The sequence below is a fragment of the Sphingopyxis italica genome, assembly GCF_011926545.1.
Lineage (GTDB): Bacteria > Pseudomonadota > Alphaproteobacteria > Sphingomonadales > Sphingomonadaceae > Sphingopyxis > Sphingopyxis italica.
The window spans coordinates 89,881-107,594 of record NZ_JAATIT010000002.1 but is presented as its reverse complement, the minus strand read 5'-3'; the positions used below and the strand labels follow the sequence as shown (position 1 = coordinate 107,594).

The following is a 17,714-nucleotide window of genomic DNA, read 5'->3' as shown; positions in this document are numbered from 1 at the left end:
TAACATCGCGTTAGCGCGTGGATCAGCAGCCGCCCGTGCGCCGCGCCTCGATCGCCTGCGAGAAGGGCCTGCCCTCGGCGATGCCCTGCGTGTCGATCTGGACCAGCCGGTTCGTTTCGCTGCGGATGGTCGTGCGGCCGTGCCCCGCGCCCGGGCAGGTATAATGGACGGTCACCGAATTCGGCGTATCCTCGATCACATAGCGCGAACAGGTCGCGCCCGGGTGATAGACCTGGATCATCCGCCGCGCGTCGCCGATGCAGATCGTCTGGACGACCGTGTCCTTGCCGCGTTCGCGCAGCTGCCAACTGCCCTTTTCGAGCCGGTCGAGCATCGCCAGCGACGGCGCCTGTGCCGGCACCGCGGTGGCGGCGCCCGCAAGGCCGAGCGCCAGCAAAGAATATCGTATGAAGGGAGAGAAGATCGCCATTTTCACCTGTCCATTGACCGCCCGCACGCGGGCTGGATGCGACCCCGTTGCCCATAGCTAATCATGCAGCGGCCCCTTTTCAACCACTTGGCGCTGAATTCACCCATCTCGTCGCCGGATTCGGCCTATTCGATGCGATCGTGCGTCGCGATCTCGTCGAGCGGGATCGGGAAGAAGCGCGAGCAAAAGGCGCAGTCTACTACGATCCTGCCATTTTCATCTGCCATGTCGGCGCGCTCGGCCTCGGGGAATTGCGCGAGCACCCCGGCGAAATATCCGGTGCTGCACCGGCACCCGCGCGACACCGTCACGCCGGGCTCGACGCGCACTTCATCCTCGTGGAACAGCCGCCACGCCAGCGTTTCGAGCGAGGTCGCGGGATCGGTGAGTTCCTCGTCCTTGAGCGTCGTCGCGATCGCCTTGGCATGGTCCCATTCGGGATTGTCGTGGCGAACGTGCAACCGGTCGCGCCCGACCTCGCCTTCGGGAAGATGCTGGAGCAGCAGTCCGCCGGCGAGGCAGCCCGCCTCGGGATCGTGGCGCGCCGAGAGCTTGATCAGGCTCGAAATCTGCTCGGATTGTTCGAAATAATGTTCGGCCGCCTCGCCGATCGAGGTGCCTTCGAGCGGGACGATGCCCTGATAGCGTTCGCCGGTGGTCGCCTGGTCGAAGGTGATCGCGAGGAAGCCTTCGCCGAACAGCGCGAACAGCGTCGGGTCGGCCCCGACCTCGGCCAGCCGCTCGGCATCGAACTTGAGATAGCCGCGCAGTTCGCCGCCGCGATAATCGCAGACGAGCAGCTCGATCGGGCCGCCGCCGGTCTGCGCCTGCAGCGTCATCTGGCCGTTCTCGTCCTTGAGCGTCGAGCCGAGCAGCACGGTGAGCACCAGCGCCTCGGCCAGCAGCTTTTCGGCGACGGGCGGATAATTATGCGCGCCGATGATCGTCTGGAGCGCCGGCCCGAGCCGCACCAGCCGCCCGCGCACATGGCGCTCGGCAATGGTGAACAGCAACGGCTGGTCGAACCAGGTTTCGATGGTCTCGCTCACGTCTTTAGGCTCACAATTTTCCGAGCGCCCAGAGCAGGATCGATTTCTGCGCATGGACGCGGTTTTCGGCTTCGTCCCAGACGCGCGACTGCGCGCCGTCGATCACCGCATCGACGACCTCGTCGCCGCGGTGCGCGGGCAGGCAATGGAGGAAGATCGCATCGCCCTTGGCGCGCGCCATCAAATGCTCGTCGACCTGATAAGGCGCCATCGCCGCGATTTTGTTGTGGGCATGGTCCTGCCCCATCGACACCCAGGTGTCGGTGACGACGAGGTCGGCACCCGCCACCGCCTCGCGCGCGTCGCGCATGATGTCGACGCGAACGCCCTTGGCGCGCGCGGCCTCGACGAAGCCCGTATCGGGCTCATAGCCCTGCGGCACCCCCGCGCGGACATGAAAGCCGAACAGCCCCGCCGCCTCGATCAGCGAAGCGAGGACATTGTTGCCGTCGCCGAGCCACGCGAGTTCGAGCCCGGGCAACGCCTTGCCGCTTTCGACGATCGTGAGCAGGTCGGCGACGATCTGGCACGGGTGCGACAGATCGGTCAGGCCGTTGATCACCGGGACGCTGGCATATTCGGCGAGTTGCTCGGCCTTGGCATGGTCGTCGGTGCGGATCATGATCGCGTCAGCATAGCGCGACAGCACGCGCGCGGTGTCGGCGATCGTCTCGCCGCGGCCGAGCTGGGTCGTGCCGGCGTCGAGGATCATCGGCGTCCCGCCTAGCTGGCGGATCGCGATGTCGAACGAGGCGCGGGTGCGCGTCGAATTCTTTTCGAACACCATCGCGAGCACATGGTCGGCGAGCGGCTTGTCGGCGTCGGGCTTCGCCTTCGGCCAACCCTGCCGCGCCGCCTTGCGATCGATCGCGTCGGACAGCATCGCGGCCACCGCATCCCCGCCCGCGTCGGACAGATTCAGGAAATGCCGCATATCCACCTCGTCTCGATAAATAGGGACAGTCCCTATTTAATTGTCCGCAGCGCCCAATCGACAAGCGGACAGTTCGCAAATTAAATAGGGACTGTCCCTATTTATCGCCCCCTCGCGGCCGCCTCAGGATTCGGGCGGCGTGTAGCTCGCCGCGCCCGCCGACAATTTCTCGATGAATTCGGCGATGTGGCTGTCGTCGATGTTGAGCGGCGGCAGCACGCGGACGACATTTTCGCCCGCCGCGACGGTGAGCAGCCCGTGATTGTCGCGCAGATGCGCGACGAAGGCGCGGCTGTCCGAATTGAGCTTGAGCCCGAGCATCAGCCCGACGCCGCGCACGCTGTCGAACAGATGATCGTGGTTCGGGATCAGCTGTTCGAGCGCGCCGCGCAGCCGTTCGCCGGTCGCTTTGACCTGCTCGAGGAAGCCTTCCTCCAGCACGACGTCGAGCACCGCCTGTCCCGCCGCGCAGGCAAGCGGGTTACCGCCATAGGTCGACCCGTGGGTGCCGATCACCATGCCGCGCGCGGCCTTTTCGGTCGCGAGGCAGGCGCCCATCGGGAAGCCGCCGCCGATGCCCTTCGCGCTCGCCATGATGTCGGGGGTGACGCCGAAATGCTCATAGGCATAAAGATGGCCGGTACGCGCGACGCCGCACTGAACCTCGTCGAATATCAGCATCAGGTCGCGCTTGTCGCAGATGTCGCGCAGCGCCTGAAGGAAGGGCTGCGACGCGGGGCGGATGCCGCCCTCGCCCTGGATCGGCTCGACGAGGAAGCCGGCCGTATTATCGTCGACCAGATCGAGCGCGGCGTTGATGTCGTCGAACGGCGCATAGGCGAAGCCCGGCAGCAGCGGGTCGAAACCCTTGCGCAGCTTCTCCTGGTTGGTCGCCGAAATCGTGCCGAGCGTGCGGCCGTGGAAAGCGTTGTTGAAGGTGATCAGATTGTGCTTTTCGGGATTGCCCGCGCTCGAATGATAGGCGCGCGCGGTCTTGATCGCGCATTCGACCGCCTCGGCGCCCGAGTTGGTCAGAAAGACCGTGTCGGCGAAGGTGTTCTCGACGAGCCGCGCGGCATAGGCTTCGCCCTGCGGACTGCCGTAGAGGTTCGACACGTGCATCAGCGTCGCCGCCTGCTCCTGGATCGCCTTTGTCAAATGCGGGTGGCCGTGCCCGAGCAGGTTGACCGCGATGCCGCTCGCGAAGTCGAGATAACGCTCGCCTCGCTCGCCGATCAGATACGCGCCCTCGCCGCGCACCGGACGCACAGCACACCGGGGGTATACGGGCATCAGCGGCGTGATCGTCATGGCAGGCACCTTTCGGTCAAAAGTAAAAAGGCGACCCCGGATGGGCCGCCCTTGGTCGGGCCGCTCCTATACTGCCGTGGCCGGAGCCGCGTCAACACAGGGGTTAGAGCGACTTCGCAGCCTGCATGGCGAGCGCGAGCGAATGCTTGCGCGCGGTATGATCGTACATCGACGATGCGACGATGATCTCATCAACGCCGGTGCGCGCCTGAAAGGCCTTGAGGCCCGCCGCGATGTCGTCGGCGGTGCCGACCGCCGAACATTGCAGAACATGATCGAGGATCGCCCGCGCATTGGGCGGCAGGCTGTCCTTATAGCCGGCAAGCGGCGGCTGCATCTTGCCCGGATTGCCGGTGCGGAGCGCGACGAAGGCCTGCTGCTGCGACGATGCCAGCAGTTCGGCCTCTTCGCGCGTGTCCGCCGCGAAGACGTTGAACGCCGCGGCGGCATAGGGCTCGGCAAGCTGTGCCGACGGCTTGAACTGGCGGCGATAGATGTCGAGCGCCTCGTCAAGCGCGTCGGGCGCGAAATGGCTGGCGAACGCGTAAGGCAGCCCGAGCATCGCCGCGAGCTGCGCGCCGAAGGTGCTCGAGCCCAATATCCACAGCGGGATATACGTGCCGGCACCCGGCACCGCGGTGATGCCGAGTTGCACGTCACCCGCCAGAAACGCCTGCAATTCCAGCACATCCTGCGGAAACTGGCGCTCGTCGCTGGCGAGCGTGCGGCGCAAGGCGCGGGCGACGCGCTGATCCGACCCCGGCGCGCGTCCCAGGCCCAGATCGATACGCCCGGGAAAAAGCGCCTCGAGCGTCCCGAACTGCTCGGCGATCACCATCGGCGCATGGTTGGGGAGCATGATGCCGGCCGACCCGATGCGAATGCTATCGGTGGCGTGCCCGATGTGCGCGAGCACCACCGAGGTCGCGGCGCTCGCGATCCCTGTCATGCCGTGATGCTCGGCGACCCAATAGCGTCCATAGCCGAGCGCCTCGGCATGGCGGGCGAGATCGGCGGCGTTGGCGAGGGATTGCGAGATCGTGCCGGTATCGGTGACGGGCACGAGGTCGAGGAAAGAGAGTTTCGTCATGCAACGGATATGCGGTGGCGGTGCGTCGGGTTCAACCTCTCACCTCGTCATTGCGAGCGAAGCGAAGCAATCCAGGGCGGTTTACGCGGGCTCTTGATTGCCACGTCGCCTTCGGCTCCTCGCAATGACGATAAATTTTGGACCTACGCCCGCTCGTCCTTGGGCGAATCCATCAGCACATAGGTGGTGATCGAATGGACCTGCGGCAGCACGCCGAGCACTTCGGTGTGAAAATGCTTGTAAGATGCCAGATCCTCGGTCTCGACGCGCAACAGATATTCGATTGTGCCGGTGATATTGTGGCACTCGCGTACTTCGGGCGCCTCGGCCATCGCGGCTTCGAAACCGGCTTGCGACTTCTTGGTGTGCGACGACAGGCCGACGGTGACATAGGCGAGGAAGGTCAGCCCGAGCTTCGCGGGGTCGATCACCGCGCGATACCCCTTGATCACCCCGCTGCGTTCGAGTTCCTGCACGCGGCGCAGGCACGCCGAGGGTGACAGCCCCACACGGTCGGCGAGTTCGAGGTTCGAGATTCGCCCGTCGCGCGACAATTCGCGCAATATCCTGCGGCCGATGGCATCGATCTTGATCATGGATTGCATAATCTAGCCGAACGCGGCCCATCTTTGCAATCCGTCGCGCATCGAAACGCATTATATTGCGCGCCATGGAACAAACCACCCTCGCCGCGCTCTCCGCCTTCGCGCTCGTCTCGTCGATCACGCCGGGACCGAACAATATGATGCTGATGGCGTCGGGCGCCAATTTCGGGCTGCGCCACACCGTGCCGCACGCCTTGGGTGTGGGCATCGGCTTCACACTGATGATCGTGCTCGTCGGCGTCGGGCTGATGGGGTTGTTCGACCTGTTTCCGGTGCTCAATATCATACTCAAGGTGGTGAGCGTCGCCTATCTGCTGTGGCTGGCCTGGAAGATCGCCAATGCCGCGGCGCCCGATACCGCGGGTAGCGCGCGCGGCAAGCCGATGAGCTTTTTCCAGGCGGTGATGTTCCAGTGGGTGAACCCCAAGGCCTGGTCGATGGCGCTCACCGCGATCGCGCTCTACGCGCCCGACCGCAATTTCGCCGCGGTGCTGCTCGTCGCGGTGATCTTCGGGATCATCAACCTGCCCTCGACCAGCCTGTGGGCGGTGATGGGCGTGTCGCTGCGCGGCTGGCTGTCGAGCCCGGCGCGGCTGAAGGCGTTCAACTGGACGATGGCGGCGCTGCTCGTGGGGTCGCTCGCGCTCCTCATCTGATTGCAAGGTTGCCGCTTGCAACCTAAAGACGGCGCTCCCCTTCTGACCGGAGAACAGAGCCATGCGAAGCCGCCGCCTCGGCCAAAGCGCCATCCATGTGTCCGACATCTGCATGGGAACGATGACCTTCGGCAGCCAGGCCGACGAGGCAACGGCGTTCCGCGTGCTCGACCGCTGCTTCGACGCCGGGATCAATTTCTATGACACCGCAGAGGGTTATCCGGTGCCGCCCGATATCAAGTGGGTCGGCCGCACCGAGGAAATCGTCGGGCGCTGGATGAAGACCAAGCCGCGCGACGCTATCATCCTCGCCACCAAAGTATCGGGGCCGAGCCATGTCTGGTTCAAGTCGCCGTGCCGGAACGGCATGACCGCGCTCGACCGCAAGAATATCGTCCAGGCCATCGACGACAGCCTGACGCGGCTCCAGACCGACTATATCGACCTTTATCAGACGCATTGGCCCGACCATGACGCGCCCTATGACGAGATGATGGACGCGCTGGACGAACTGGTGCGTGCCGGCAAGGTCCGCATCCTCGGCTGCTCGAACGAGACCAGCTGGGGTCTGATGAAATCGCTCGCCGCGTCCGACCGGCTCGGCGGCGCGCGCTATCACACGATCCAGAATAATTTCAGCCTCAACAACCGCCGCTTCGATGACGAGCTGGCGCAGGTGTGCCGGCAGGAAGGCGTCAGCCTGATCCCCTATTCGCCGCTCGCGGGCGGGGTGCTGTCGGGCAAATATCAGGGCGGCGCGACCCCCGAGGGCGCGCGTTTCTCGCGCTACCTCAAGATGGAGGGGCGGCAGGCCGCGATGGGACGCCGCTTCGTCAACGACAAGAGCCTCGCGGCGACCGAGCGTTACCTCAAGATTGCCGAGGGGGCCGGCTTGCACCCGGTGACGATGGCGACCGCCTGGTCGAAGCAGCACGACTTCGTCGCCTCGACGATCGTCGGGGTCAGCGCCGAAGATCAGCTCGACCCGATCCTCGACGCGATGGAACTGGTGCTGGAGGGCGACGTGATGAAGGCGCTACACAAGGTCAGCAAGGACATCCTTTACCCGATGGGCTGACCTGACGGCCATTCGAGAACCAGCGCCTCGCCGACCCGCAACCCGCGCCAAGCCTGAGACAACCGCTCGAAATCCTCGAATACCTGCGGCCGCACCGCGTCGATCCGCGCGCGTTCGTCGGCGCTGAGCGTTGCCCGCACCCGTTCGGCCTCGCCCAGTGCCGCGCGCTGCGCTGGGCCGTCGGGGCGCTGGCCGCTGCGCCAGGCGACGTCGAACAGGAAGGCCGCGATTTCGGACAATTCGCCGTCGCGCCCCTGCGCTTGGACCAGCTTCTGACCTTTCGAGGCCTGCTTGCGCGCCGCGCGGCGATGTTCGCGGGCGTCGCCGCCGTCGGGGCCGCCGATGTGGAACGAGCCCGCATTGCCCCCCGCCGCGATTTGCCCGAACACGCCGGACTTGAGCCCGAGCGCGGCCTCGACGGCGAAATGCACCATGTCGTGCGGCAGGTCGGGATCGAATCCCGGCGCCGGGTCCATGACGAGCGACGGCGTCGCGTCGCGCTCGATCCGCACGCCATAGCGGCGATCACCCGTCCGGATGAAATGGACTTTCATGGTATCGCCCTATAGGTTCGCGGCCATCTCTTCCAAAAGGATTTGCGATGACTCCTGTCCGCCGCACGTTTTTCGCCCTCGCCGCCTTTTCCGCCGTCATCGGCACCGCGCATGCCGCTAACCCGACGATGTTTCGCGACGCGGGTTGCGGCTGCTGCCTCAAATGGCTCGAGCAGGTGAAGAGCTCGTTCGGGCAGAAGGCGGTGATCGTCAATTCGCCCGACATGGCCGCGGTGAAGGACAAGCAGGGCGTGCCGCAGGCGCTGCGCAGCTGCCATACCGTGCTCGTCGGCGGCTATGTGATCGAGGGGCATGTGCCCGCGAAAGAGATCGCCCGCCTGCTTCGCGAAAAGCCCAAGGGGGTGAAGGGCCTTGCCGTCGCCGGCATGCCGGTCGGATCGCCGGGCATGGAGCATGGCGACCACCGCGAAGCCTATAAGGTCATGACCTTCGGCCCCGGCGGCCAGCGCGTTTATGCGAGCTACGCCGCGAGCGGCGGCACGCACGCACACTAAGTTTTTTCTCGCCGTTCGCATCGAGCGAAGTCGAGATGCCCCTCGGTCGTGCACGCCTTAAGCGCGTCTCGACTTCGACCGCAGGTCGAAGTTTATCCTGAGCGCCTGTCAAGGCAGTCGAAGGGCTCGACACGAACGGAAAACTAAGCGGGCTTCAATTCGGCCTTGAACAGTTCGAGCATCCGCGCCCACGCCTTCTCCGCCGCCGCTTCGTTATAGACGCGGCCATCGGGCGGGCACCAGCCGTGCTGGGCCGGATAGACCTCGACCTCGTGCCACTGCGAGCGCGGTTCGAGCACCGATTTCAGCAGCACCTTCTCGTTCGGCGCTTCCTTGTCGTCATCCTCGGCGATCGCGAAAAGATAGCCCGCGTTGGTCGCGGGGATCAGCAGGTGCGGGCTGTCGGGCTTGTCGGTGCCCACCCCGCCGCCATGAAAGCTCGCCGCCGCGCCGACGCGGTCGGGCTTCAGCGCCGCGGTGTAGATGACCATCGGCCCGCCCATGCAATAGCCGGTGGTGCCGATCTTGCGCTTCGTATCGACCTCGCCCTGCGCGTCGAGGAAGGCGAGATGCGCTTTCGCGTCGGTCTCGACGACCGGCTTGGTGAGCTGCTTGAGATAGCCGAACAGCTTTTCGCGCACCGCGGGATTGCCCCAGTCGTTCGCGGCATCGACCACCGGCGATTTCTGCCAGCGGTAGAAGGGATTCACCGTCAGCACCGCATAGCCCTCGCCAGCGAGCCGGTCGGCCATCTGGCGAAAGGCGGGGCGCAGCCCGCGAATGTCGGGCCACACCAGCACCCCCGGGTGCTTGCCCTCCGCCGGCGCGACGAAATAGGCGTCGCAAATGCCGTCATCGGTCTTGATCGTGACGTCGCGCCCCTTCACCGGCCCCGCCGCCATCGCGCGCGCCGGCAGCGCCGCCATCAACGCGCCCGCCCCCGCGAGCGCGGTGAAGCTGCGGCGCGCGACGGGCATTCCGGCGCGGTCGCGATCGGCTTCCATCTTCTCGGTACACATGCTGGCTCTCCTTGGGGGCATTCGGCAAAGTCGCGGAAAATAACGCAACTTCACTCGCGATTTGCTGTTTCGTCCCGTGATCGGGATCGAACGAAGCGCGAAGCTAATTCACGCCCGCTTTTTAGGACAGCGGTTTTTGCCGCTTAGCTCCTCCCTGTGGCGAAGCCATGGGGAGGTGGCAGCGGCGTAGCCGCTGACGGAGGGGCAATAGCGCGACGTCGCGGCCCCTCCACCATTCGCTTCGCGAAAGTGCTGGGCCGTCCAGTCCCCCGGACCGGACTTGGATTGCCGGGGGCAATCCAACCCTGCACTCCCCCTCCCCATCGCTACGCGACAGGGAGGATCGCGATCTCATGGAACGCCATCGCCACATGATGCACCCCGACTTCGCGCAGCATCGCGCCATGCGCCGCCCGGTCGACGATATGCCCCGCGCCGCAGAAGCCGACGACCGTCATACCCGCCGCGATCGCGGCCTCGGCCCCCGTCGGCGAATCCTCAATCGCGAGGCACGCCGCGGGATCGACCCCCAGCCCCTTGGCGGCGGCGAGATAGATGTCGGGAAACGGCTTGCCGCGATCCCAGCCGTCGGCGCTGTAGACATGCTCGCCGAAATGATGCGCGAGGCCGAACAGCCCGAGCGCCCAGCCGATATATTCGGCACGGCTCGACGAGGCGATCGCGCGCGGCGTGGCGCCGAGCGTCCCCAGGAAATCGGCGACACCGGCGACAGCATCGAAACCCTCCATATAGCGCGCCCGCGCGCGCGTCCGGTGCGTCTCGCGGAAATCTGCCGGCAGCGGCCGGCCGTAGCGCGCGACGATCCGTCGCTCGGTTTCCTGCCAGTTATGGCCATAATAGTCGCGCAGGCACTCGTCATAAGTCGCGGACATGCCGGCGGCGGTCAGGCTCTCGGCCAGCGACAGGTTGGCGCGCACCTCGCTGTCCGCGACGACGCCGTCGAAATCGAAGATGATGGCAGCGAAGCTCATGCGAATCCTACAATCTTCATACTTGCCGCCTAGAGCCTCGATGAACAGGAGACATCCCATGAAATTCATCGAACTCAAATCGCGCGGCGGCAATTATCTCGTCGTCGCCGAAAATGTCGCCTGGCTCCGCGACTATGAAAATGGCCAGACGCAGGTCGGCATGGTCGGCGGCGCGCCCCTACTCGTCGCCGGCAAGATCGAGGACATCGCCGCATCGATTCTGGAGCAGGCGAACGCGGCGGAGTGACATTCCGGCGTCGCACGCGTCAGCGCATGACCTCATGCTCGCGCGCATAGCCCCACGCCCCCTCGCCCGACCAGCCGCGCCCGTCGGGAAAGACGAGCTTCAACCCACTGAGCTGCGACGGGGCGAACAGGCGCATGTTCACGCCCATCAGGTCGACCTCGCCGCCCATGCGTTCGATCAGCCCGGCGGTTGCCGACCAGTGTGTCGTGCAGCCGCAGGTCGCGCAGAAATGCAGGTCCGAATTGGGGTTTTCGCGATCGGCGCGATTATAGGTTCGCGTCTCACCCTCGATCACGACATCGCGCGGGGACATATAGCTCCACAGGATGCCGTGCGAGAAGCAGAGCGAGCAGTTGCACTCGGCGATCTCTTCGGGCGCCTTCGCGAGCCGCACCGAGACGGCGCTGCAGTGGCATGTCGTGTTCCAGCTCATTTCGACTGCGCCATACTGCCCATACTCGTCATCGCGTCGTCACCAGCTCCAGTCCCGCCTCGACCAGCGTACCGGCGTCGACGGCATCGCGCGAGACAGTATAAAATTCAGAGACGCGAAAGTCCGCGCCGATCGCCAGCAATTCCAGTTCTTTCGCCTCCAGAATCGCGTCGCGCACCTGCAGGAAATGCCGATGCATGTAAGAAGGGCCATTAGCCATGAGGGTCGAATCGTCAACGGGCGCGCCGTCGCTCACCACGAGGAGGATGCGTCGCCGTTCGAGGCGGCTTTTTAGCTGATCGACACCCCATTCCAGGGCCTCCCCGTCGACATTTTCGCGCAGGACATCGGGGTTCAGCATTTGCCGCCAGTCGTTCGTATCAAGTGCCCCACTGTCGAACGGCTGGTAAAGAATATGAAGCAGGGCGCATAAGCGCCCGGGTCTGGGCGGCTTTCCCTCGTCCAGCCATTTGCGCCGCGTTAAGCCGCCATGCCAGCCAGCGGTCGTATAGCCGACGACCGCGACACTCGCGCCGCGTCTTCCCAACTCCTCCGAGAGGCGCCGCACCCCTGCCGCGACCCACGCCATTGGTTCGCCACGCATCGAACCCGATTGATCGACCATGAGCAGCACAGCGGCATCGCAGAGTTCGCCGCCTTCATGTGCTTCCAGCGGCCCCAAATCTCCGAGCCGGTCATAATTGCCTTCGGCGCGCTCGATCTGGAGGTGCCACTGCCGATCATCCTTTTCGAGATATCCCTTTTTGCCATCGGGGCTGATCTCCAGCAAACTTGTGGGCACAGAAGCCGCAGTGAGAATGCAGTCGAATTCGCGCGTATATGCACGATAGGCCTCGTTCTCCGGACCATCTTCCGCCTGCTGCGGAGCGCGGCGATGAAGAATGACTACCATCGCTGCGATCAGCACGATCACTACCAGCGCAATACCGATGTCGACTAACCCGGACGCCATACCCCCTCCGCGATGCTGATCCTATTCCACCGTTACCGATTTCGCGAGATTGCGCGGTTGATCGACGTCGGTCCCCTTCGCCACCGCCACATGATAGGCGAGCAGCTGAACCGGCACCGCGTACACCAAAGGCGCGATCAGCGGGTGGACTTTGGGCATCTCGATCGTCGCCATGCAGCCCTCGCCCGCTTCGGCGAGCCCTTCGGCGTCGCTGATCAGCACGACCTTGCCGCCGCGCGCCATGACTTCCTGCATGTTGCTGACGGTCTTTTCGAACAGCGGGCCCGACGGCGCGAGGACGATCACTGGGACCGCCTCGTCGATCAGCGCGATCGGGCCGTGCTTCATCTCGCCCGACGCATAGCCTTCGGCGTGGATGTAGCTGATTTCCTTGAGCTTGAGCGCGCCTTCGAGGGCGAGCGGATAGTCGGGGCCGCGGCCGAGGTAGAGCACATCGCGCGCGGGGGCGACGAGGTGCGCCATCGCCGCGATATCCTCGTCATGCGCAAGCGCGGCGTTGAGCGCGGCGGGCGCTTCGATCAGATGCTTGACGATCTCGCGCTCTTCGGCGGCGCTGAGCTTGCCCTTTTTTAGCGCGAGGTGCGCGGCAAGCGCGGCGAGCACCGCGAGCTGGCAGGTGAAGGCCTTGGTCGAGGCGACGCCGATTTCAGGCCCCGCGTGGGTCGGCAGCAGCAGGTCGGCCTCGCGCGCCATGCTGCTCGTCGGCACGTTGACGACGACCGCGATCGTCTGGCCGTTCGCCTTGCAATGGCGCAGCGCCGCGAGCGTGTCGGCGGTCTCGCCCGACTGCGAAATGAAGAGCGCGAGCCCGCCGGGTGCCAGCACCGGATCGCGGTAGCGAAACTCCGACGCGACATCGATGTCGACGGGCACGCGCGCAAAGGTCTCGAACCAATATTTGGCGACCATGCCGGCATAGAAGCTGGTGCCGCACGCGACGATGGTGATGCGATCGATCTTCGACAGGTCGAAATCCATCTGCGGCAGCGCGACCGTCTGTTCGAGCGGGCGGATGTAGGAGGAGAGCGTCTGCGCGACCACCGTCGGCTGCTCGAAAATCTCCTTCTGCATGAAGTGGCGGTAATTGCCCTTCTCAACCGCCGCGGCGGTGACGCCGCTGGTGGTGACCTCGCGCGTCACGGGGTTGTTTTCGGCATCGTAAATCTGCGCGCCCTCGCGCGTGATGACGACCCAGTCGCCTTCGTCGAGATAGGCGATCTTCTGCGTCAGCGGCGCCAAGGCCAAAGCATCGCTGCCCAGATAGGTTTCCCCCTCGCCATAACCGACGACGAGCGGCGAGCCGAGGCGCGCGCCGATCAGCAGTTCGGGATGCTGGCGAAAGGCGATCGCGAGCGCGAAGGCGCCGCGAAGCTGCGGCAGCACGGCCTTTACCGCATCCTGCGGCGACTTGCCCGCCTCGACCTGTTCGCTGACGAGATGCGCGACGACCTCGGTGTCGGTCTCGCTTTCGAATTTGTGCCCGCGCGCCTGCAGCGCCTCGCGCAGCGGCTTGAAATTCTCGATGATGCCATTGTGGACCAGCGCGACCTCGCCCGTCGCGTGCGGGTGCGCGTTACTCGTCGTCGGCGCGCCGTGCGTCGCCCAGCGCGTGTGCGCGATGCCGACGGTGCCGGGCGCCGGATTGCCCGCCAGCTCCTTCACCAGATTGCCGAGCTTGCCTTCGGCGCGGCGCCGGATCAGCTGCCCGCCCTCGACCGTACACACCCCCGCCGAGTCATAGCCGCGATATTCCATGCGCCGAAGCCCCTCGACGAGGCGGTCCGCCACCTGGGCCGTGCCGATGATTCCGATAATTCCGCACATGGATTCTGGCTTTCTTTATAGCGTGTAGGGGACGCGAATACCCGGCATCGATGCCGGAAATATCTTGATATTGCGTGTGACGAGGATGCGTCCGCCGATCTGCGCGGTCGCCAGTACGAAAGCGTCGGCCAAGGTCAAGCCCTTGCGCTCGGCGCGGAGCGCCGCGGCGCGGCGCGCGACCGCGTCGCCGATCTCCTCGACCTGAAAGCAACCGAGGAACGCCTCGACCGCCTTCAGCGTCTGCGCGTCGGCGGCCGACATCACCTCGGTCCAGCTGACGCGGCTGACGCTTTTGCGTCCGGCGCGGCGGATTTCCGCGCGCGCCGCCTCGACGCCGTTCAGCGCATCGATCAATATGTCGCTGTCGAACTGCGCGTCGATCATTCGCGCTTGCCCCTGAGGCGGCGCTGATATTTCAGCCCGTCGCCGATGTCGGTGCGGTCGCGCCAGATGCCGAACGCATTGTCGATCGCGTCGCCCGACACATCGGCGCGATAAGCGGCCACCGCCCGCCGGACCAGCTCGGCGCGCGAGACACCCTGTTCGGCGGCGAGCGCCTCGAGCCATTGGATATCATTGTCCGGAATGTCCGCGAGGAAGCGCATCGCAATTCGATATCATATCGTGATATCAAGTCAATGCTGCCGGATCGGATGGGAAATCGAAGCGGAAGCCATTGATCCACTTCCGATTGATGATAGCGTCAGTAACGAGGGGAGATGGGGGAAATGAAGCAGATGATTCGGCTGATCTTGTTGTCTAGCCTTACGGCTATGACGGCCGCTTGTGCCAGTGTTGGCGGTCAGGGGGTCGCGGCAATTCCCAAAAAAACCGTTTAGCGACGGCGCCATCGAGGTCATTGCGAACAAATATCTGGACGCCGTTACGCGGAGCGGGACATCGATGCCGGTCGCGAAAGCCGGAAGCTGGCTCGATTTCTATGAAAAATGCCGCGATCACGTAACCGCGAACAATAGCGTCGAACTGGTGAAATGCCGGAATTTTCGCGACTTGGTGATCAACGATTTGATGTTCATCATCAATCATAATTACAGTGCATATGAAGGAAATCTTCTCGCGGGACGAGCCAAGGCGGATTTCTACGTCGGCGCCACGCGATCGGCCTTCGAAACGGGCGCGACCTTGATCGACGCCACCGGCGTCAAAACGGTTCTTTCGGCGCTTGCGACCTTCACCGGCAGCACCCAGACTCTCGCGAACGAAGCCTTTTATTACGAGCAGACAGGCCCCGCGCTGATCAACGCGATGCGGGCGGACCGGAAGACCGCGCATCTGCCGATCCTCGCGGGGATGAAATCGGAGTATAAGGATTATCCGCTCACCGCGGCGATGGCGGACCTCGACGCCTATTTTCGCGCCGGCACGATCGCCAGCGCGGTCATCGCGCTTTCCAAGGCCACCGCCAACGCCGAGGAGGAAGCGACGAGCAAGCTCCAATGCGCGACGAAAGCCTTGACCGCGACCGACGTTCGGACTTGTTAGCGGCCGGCGCCGGCGCGGCGATCGGCTTTCGGTTCGCCGGTCAGGCGCGCCCGAAATTGCGGTCGACGAAGATCATCGCGAATTGCACCGGGTCGGGCGCCTCGCCATTGCCTTCGGCGAAGCGCGCCTTGCCGTCGGTCCAGATCTTCCGGATCTGCGCCGGCAGTTCGGGGCCGAACTTCATCTGCTGCTCGACGATCTGCTCCCAGCTTCCCTTCGCGCCAAAGCTTTGTTCGAGCTGCGGGACCATCGCCTCGCAATAATTTTCGGTCGCTTCGTCGAGATGGCCGATCGCCTTCAGCACCCACGCATCGACGAAGCGCAGGAAGGGTTTGTCATCATAACGGTTGTTCACGCCTTTTTCTCCGCCGCTTTCTTCTTGCGCATCGCGTCGTGGAAGCGGTCGGCCCAGCCGGGCTTGACCAGCTGCTCGCCGCGCACAAGGCGAAGCTCGCCGTCGGCGACGTCGCGCGTGACCGCGCTGCCCGCCGCGACGATCGCGTCGGCGCCGATCCGGACCGGCGCGACGAGCGCGCTGTTCGATCCGATGAAGGCACGCTCGCCGATCTCGGTCCTATATTTGAAATAGCCGTCATAATTGCAGGTGATCGTGCCCGCGCCGATATTCGCGGCGGCACCGACGCTGACATCGCCCAGATAGGTCAGATGGTTCGCCTTCGCGCCCTCGCCGAGAACCGCTTTCTTCGTCTCGACGAAATTGCCGATCTTCGCCTTTTCGCCGAGAATCGTGCCGGGTCGGAGCCGGGCGAACGGACCGACTTCGCAGCCCGCGCCGATCGTCGCGCCTTCGATATGGCTGTTGGCGCGGATCTTCACCCCGTCCGCGACCGTCACCCCAGGGCCGAAAAAGACATTGGGTTCCATCGTCACGTCGCGGCCGAGCTCGGTATCCCATGAGAACCAGACGGTATCGGGCGCGATCAGCGACGCCCCCTCGTCCATCGCCCGCCGGCGACGCTGCGCCTGCCACTCGCCTTCCAGTCCGGCGAGTTCGGCGCGGCTGTTCACCCCGGCCACCTCGGCGGCGTCGGTCTCGATCACGACGACGCGCGCGCCTTCGGCAATCGCCCCCGTCGCGACGTCGGGCAGATAATATTCGCGCTGGGCATTGTCGTTGCCGACGGCTTCGAGCAGGCGCCACATGTCGCGCGCATGGGCGACGATCACGCCCGAATTGCACAGATCGACCGCCCGCTCCTCGGGCGACGCATCCTTATATTCGACCATCTTGAGAACATTGCCGTCGGGATCGGCGACGATACGGCCGTAGGCGGCGGCATCGCGCGGACGAAAACCGAGCACGGCGACTGTCGCGCCAGCATCGAGCGCGCCGCACAGCCGCCGCACCGTATCGGCGGTCAGCATCGGACAATCGCCGAAACAGACGAGCACGGTGCCCGCGAAACCGGCGAGCGCGCCCTTTGCCTGCAATGCCGCGTGCGCGGTGCCGAGTTGCGGATCCTGCACCGCGACGCTCGCGCCGGTGCCCGCCAGCGCGCTTTCGATCTGTTCGCGCCGGTCACCCACGACGACGACCGTCGCGGCGGGCGGCAGCGCCGCGAAGCTGTCGAGCAGGTGCAGCAGCATCGGCCGCCCCGCGATCGGGTGCAGCACCTTGTGCAGGTCGGATTTCATGCGGGTGCCCTTGCCCGCGGCAAGGATGATGGCGGCGATGGGGTTGCTCATGCGCGCTGCCATGCCAGCAAATCATTGCGGTTTCCAGAGCATCGCGCCATGCGCGGCGGATGAACGGATTTCCTTTTGCGATCGTCGGCTTCGATCTCGACGGCACCCTCCTCGACACGCTCGGCGACCTTGCCGCGGCGGTCAATCATACGCTCGCGCAAATGGATCGCGCGCCGCTCGCCGAGGCGGCGGTGCGGCCGATGATCGGGCGCGGCGCGAAGCATATGCTCGAGGAGGGGCTGCGCGCTTCGGGCGGCGTCCCCGATGGCGCGGTCGAAGGGCTCTATCCCGAACTGCTGCGCTTTTACGAAGCGCATATCGCGGTCCACAGCCGTCCCTTTCCGGGCGTCGTCGCCGCGCTCGACGGGCTCGATGCGCTGGGCGTGCGCACCGCGGTCGTGACCAACAAGCTTGAGGGGCTCGCGCGGCAACTGCTCGGCGGACTGGACCTCGCCGACCGCATGGCGACGATCATCGGCGGCGACACGGTGGGAGCACGCAAACCCTCGCCCGAGCCGATCCGCGCGATGATCGAGCGGTGCGGCGGCGGGCGCGCTGTCTTCATCGGCGACAGCATTTATGACGTCATGGCGGCGAAACATGCGGGCGTGCCGAGCGTCGCGGTCAGCTTCGGCTTTCTCGACCGGCCCGCGGGCGAGCTGGGCGCCGACCATGTGATCGATCATTTCGACGAGTTGGTCCCGCTGCTCGCGCGGCTCTGACCCGCTCCAAATTATCCGTTTGTCCTGAGCTTGTCGAAGGACCGTTCTTTC

22 protein-coding genes are annotated in these 17,714 nt (G+C 65.1%); 6 read left to right on the top strand and 16 right to left on the bottom strand.

From position 1 onward, the window contains the following. Window positions 1-22 precede the first annotated feature (22 nt). The 6 genes from GGR90_RS08125 to GGR90_RS08100 all read right to left on the bottom strand — a co-directional run bounded on the left by GGR90_RS08125 (window position 23) and on the right by GGR90_RS08100 (window position 5,419). On the bottom strand, window positions 23-430 hold the full coding sequence (locus GGR90_RS08125) for a hypothetical protein (RefSeq protein ID WP_167920954.1): 408 nt from the start codon (window positions 428-430) through the stop codon (window positions 23-25). 125 nt (window positions 431-555) lie between these two features. Next, complete coding sequence (gene hslO, locus GGR90_RS08120) at window positions 556-1,479, bottom strand: Hsp33 family molecular chaperone HslO (RefSeq protein ID WP_342449915.1); 924 nt, start codon at window positions 1,477-1,479, stop codon at window positions 556-558. A gap of 10 nt (window positions 1,480-1,489) precedes the next feature. Then, window positions 1,490-2,413: an ornithine carbamoyltransferase gene (gene argF / locus GGR90_RS08115; RefSeq protein ID WP_167920952.1), complete on the bottom strand. Its 924-nt coding sequence runs from the start codon at window positions 2,411-2,413 to the stop codon at window positions 1,490-1,492. A gap of 123 nt (window positions 2,414-2,536) precedes the next feature. Further along, a complete protein-coding gene (locus tag GGR90_RS08110; protein ID WP_167920951.1) occupies window positions 2,537-3,724 on the bottom strand; it encodes an aspartate aminotransferase family protein in 1,188 nt (395 codons plus the stop codon). A 103-nt stretch (window positions 3,725-3,827) separates the two neighbouring features. Next, window positions 3,828-4,814 carry an LLM class flavin-dependent oxidoreductase gene (locus tag GGR90_RS08105; protein WP_167920950.1) on the bottom strand — a complete coding sequence of 329 codons (987 nt, stop codon included), beginning with the start codon at window positions 4,812-4,814 and terminating at the stop codon, window positions 3,828-3,830. Window positions 4,815-4,957: 143 nt separating this feature from the next. After that, entirely contained in the window at window positions 4,958-5,419 is a 462-nt protein-coding gene (locus GGR90_RS08100) for an Lrp/AsnC family transcriptional regulator (protein ID WP_245198537.1), read from the bottom strand. 65 nt (window positions 5,420-5,484) lie between these two features. On the opposite strand from GGR90_RS08100, the gene GGR90_RS08095 reads away from it, so the two are divergent. Continuing rightward, entirely contained in the window at window positions 5,485-6,075 is a 591-nt protein-coding gene (locus tag GGR90_RS08095) for a LysE family translocator (protein ID WP_167920949.1), read from the top strand. A 61-nt stretch (window positions 6,076-6,136) separates the two neighbouring features. Next, complete coding sequence (locus tag GGR90_RS08090; protein ID WP_167920948.1) at window positions 6,137-7,153, top strand: aldo/keto reductase; 1,017 nt, start codon at window positions 6,137-6,139, stop codon at window positions 7,151-7,153. Here GGR90_RS08090 and GGR90_RS08085 read toward each other — a convergent pair. Next, window positions 7,138-7,707, bottom strand: coding sequence for a hypothetical protein (locus GGR90_RS08085; protein WP_167920947.1), 570 nt, complete (start codon window positions 7,705-7,707; stop codon window positions 7,138-7,140). The genes GGR90_RS08090 and GGR90_RS08085 overlap by 16 nt on opposite strands. Window positions 7,708-7,754: 47 nt before the next feature. Between GGR90_RS08085 and GGR90_RS08080 the strand changes: the two genes are divergently transcribed. Beyond that, complete coding sequence (locus GGR90_RS08080) at window positions 7,755-8,222, top strand: DUF411 domain-containing protein (RefSeq protein WP_167920946.1); 468 nt, start codon at window positions 7,755-7,757, stop codon at window positions 8,220-8,222. Between the two features lie 143 nt (window positions 8,223-8,365). Here GGR90_RS08080 and GGR90_RS08075 read toward each other — a convergent pair whose 3' ends face one another. Next, window positions 8,366-9,241, bottom strand: coding sequence for a dienelactone hydrolase family protein (locus GGR90_RS08075; protein ID WP_167920945.1), 876 nt, complete (start codon window positions 9,239-9,241; stop codon window positions 8,366-8,368). A 326-nt stretch (window positions 9,242-9,567) separates the two neighbouring features. Next, a complete protein-coding gene (locus GGR90_RS08070) occupies window positions 9,568-10,233 on the bottom strand; it encodes an HAD family hydrolase (RefSeq protein WP_167920944.1) in 666 nt (221 codons plus the stop codon). 58 nt (window positions 10,234-10,291) lie between these two features. Between GGR90_RS08070 and GGR90_RS08065 the strand changes: the two genes are divergently transcribed. Continuing rightward, on the top strand, window positions 10,292-10,480 hold the full coding sequence (locus GGR90_RS08065; RefSeq protein WP_167920943.1) for a hypothetical protein: 189 nt from the start codon (window positions 10,292-10,294) through the stop codon (window positions 10,478-10,480). Between the two features lie 19 nt (window positions 10,481-10,499). Here the strand turns inward: GGR90_RS08065 and GGR90_RS08060 are convergent, their stop codons facing one another. The 5 genes from GGR90_RS08060 to GGR90_RS08040 are packed head-to-tail and all read right to left on the bottom strand — an operon-like array spanning window position 10,500 to window position 14,336. Then, on the bottom strand, window positions 10,500-10,913 hold the full coding sequence (locus tag GGR90_RS08060) for a GFA family protein (protein ID WP_167920942.1): 414 nt from the start codon (window positions 10,911-10,913) through the stop codon (window positions 10,500-10,502). A gap of 28 nt (window positions 10,914-10,941) precedes the next feature. After that, complete coding sequence (locus GGR90_RS08055) at window positions 10,942-11,886, bottom strand: cobaltochelatase CobT-related protein (protein WP_167920941.1); 945 nt, start codon at window positions 11,884-11,886, stop codon at window positions 10,942-10,944. Between the two features lie 21 nt (window positions 11,887-11,907). Continuing rightward, entirely contained in the window at window positions 11,908-13,731 is a 1,824-nt protein-coding gene (glmS, locus tag GGR90_RS08050) for a glutamine--fructose-6-phosphate transaminase (isomerizing) (RefSeq protein ID WP_167920940.1), read from the bottom strand. Between the two features lie 15 nt (window positions 13,732-13,746). Continuing rightward, window positions 13,747-14,115 carry a PIN domain-containing protein gene (locus tag GGR90_RS08045; RefSeq protein WP_167920939.1) on the bottom strand — a complete coding sequence of 123 codons (369 nt, stop codon included), beginning with the start codon at window positions 14,113-14,115 and terminating at the stop codon, window positions 13,747-13,749. Further along, on the bottom strand, window positions 14,112-14,336 hold the full coding sequence (locus GGR90_RS08040) for a ribbon-helix-helix protein, CopG family (protein WP_167920938.1): 225 nt from the start codon (window positions 14,334-14,336) through the stop codon (window positions 14,112-14,114). Before GGR90_RS08040 ends, GGR90_RS08045 begins: the two co-directional genes overlap by 4 nt. A 298-nt stretch (window positions 14,337-14,634) precedes the next feature. On the opposite strand from GGR90_RS08040, the gene GGR90_RS08035 reads away from it, so the two are divergent. Further along, on the top strand, window positions 14,635-15,234 hold the full coding sequence (locus GGR90_RS08035; protein ID WP_167920937.1) for a hypothetical protein: 600 nt from the start codon (window positions 14,635-14,637) through the stop codon (window positions 15,232-15,234). A 40-nt stretch (window positions 15,235-15,274) separates the two neighbouring features. Here GGR90_RS08035 and GGR90_RS08030 read toward each other — a convergent pair whose 3' ends face one another. Both GGR90_RS08030 and glmU read right to left on the bottom strand, forming a co-directional pair. Further along, complete coding sequence (locus tag GGR90_RS08030) at window positions 15,275-15,589, bottom strand: hypothetical protein (RefSeq protein ID WP_167920936.1); 315 nt, start codon at window positions 15,587-15,589, stop codon at window positions 15,275-15,277. After that, complete coding sequence (gene glmU / locus GGR90_RS08025) at window positions 15,586-16,941, bottom strand: bifunctional UDP-N-acetylglucosamine diphosphorylase/glucosamine-1-phosphate N-acetyltransferase GlmU (RefSeq protein WP_245198536.1); 1,356 nt, start codon at window positions 16,939-16,941, stop codon at window positions 15,586-15,588. Before glmU ends, GGR90_RS08030 begins: the two co-directional genes overlap by 4 nt. 59 nt (window positions 16,942-17,000) lie before the next feature. Here glmU and GGR90_RS08020 point away from each other — a divergent pair, with 59 nt between their 5' ends. Continuing rightward, entirely contained in the window at window positions 17,001-17,663 is a 663-nt protein-coding gene (locus GGR90_RS08020) for an HAD-IA family hydrolase (RefSeq protein ID WP_167920934.1), read from the top strand. Window positions 17,664-17,714: the final 51 nt, after the last annotated feature.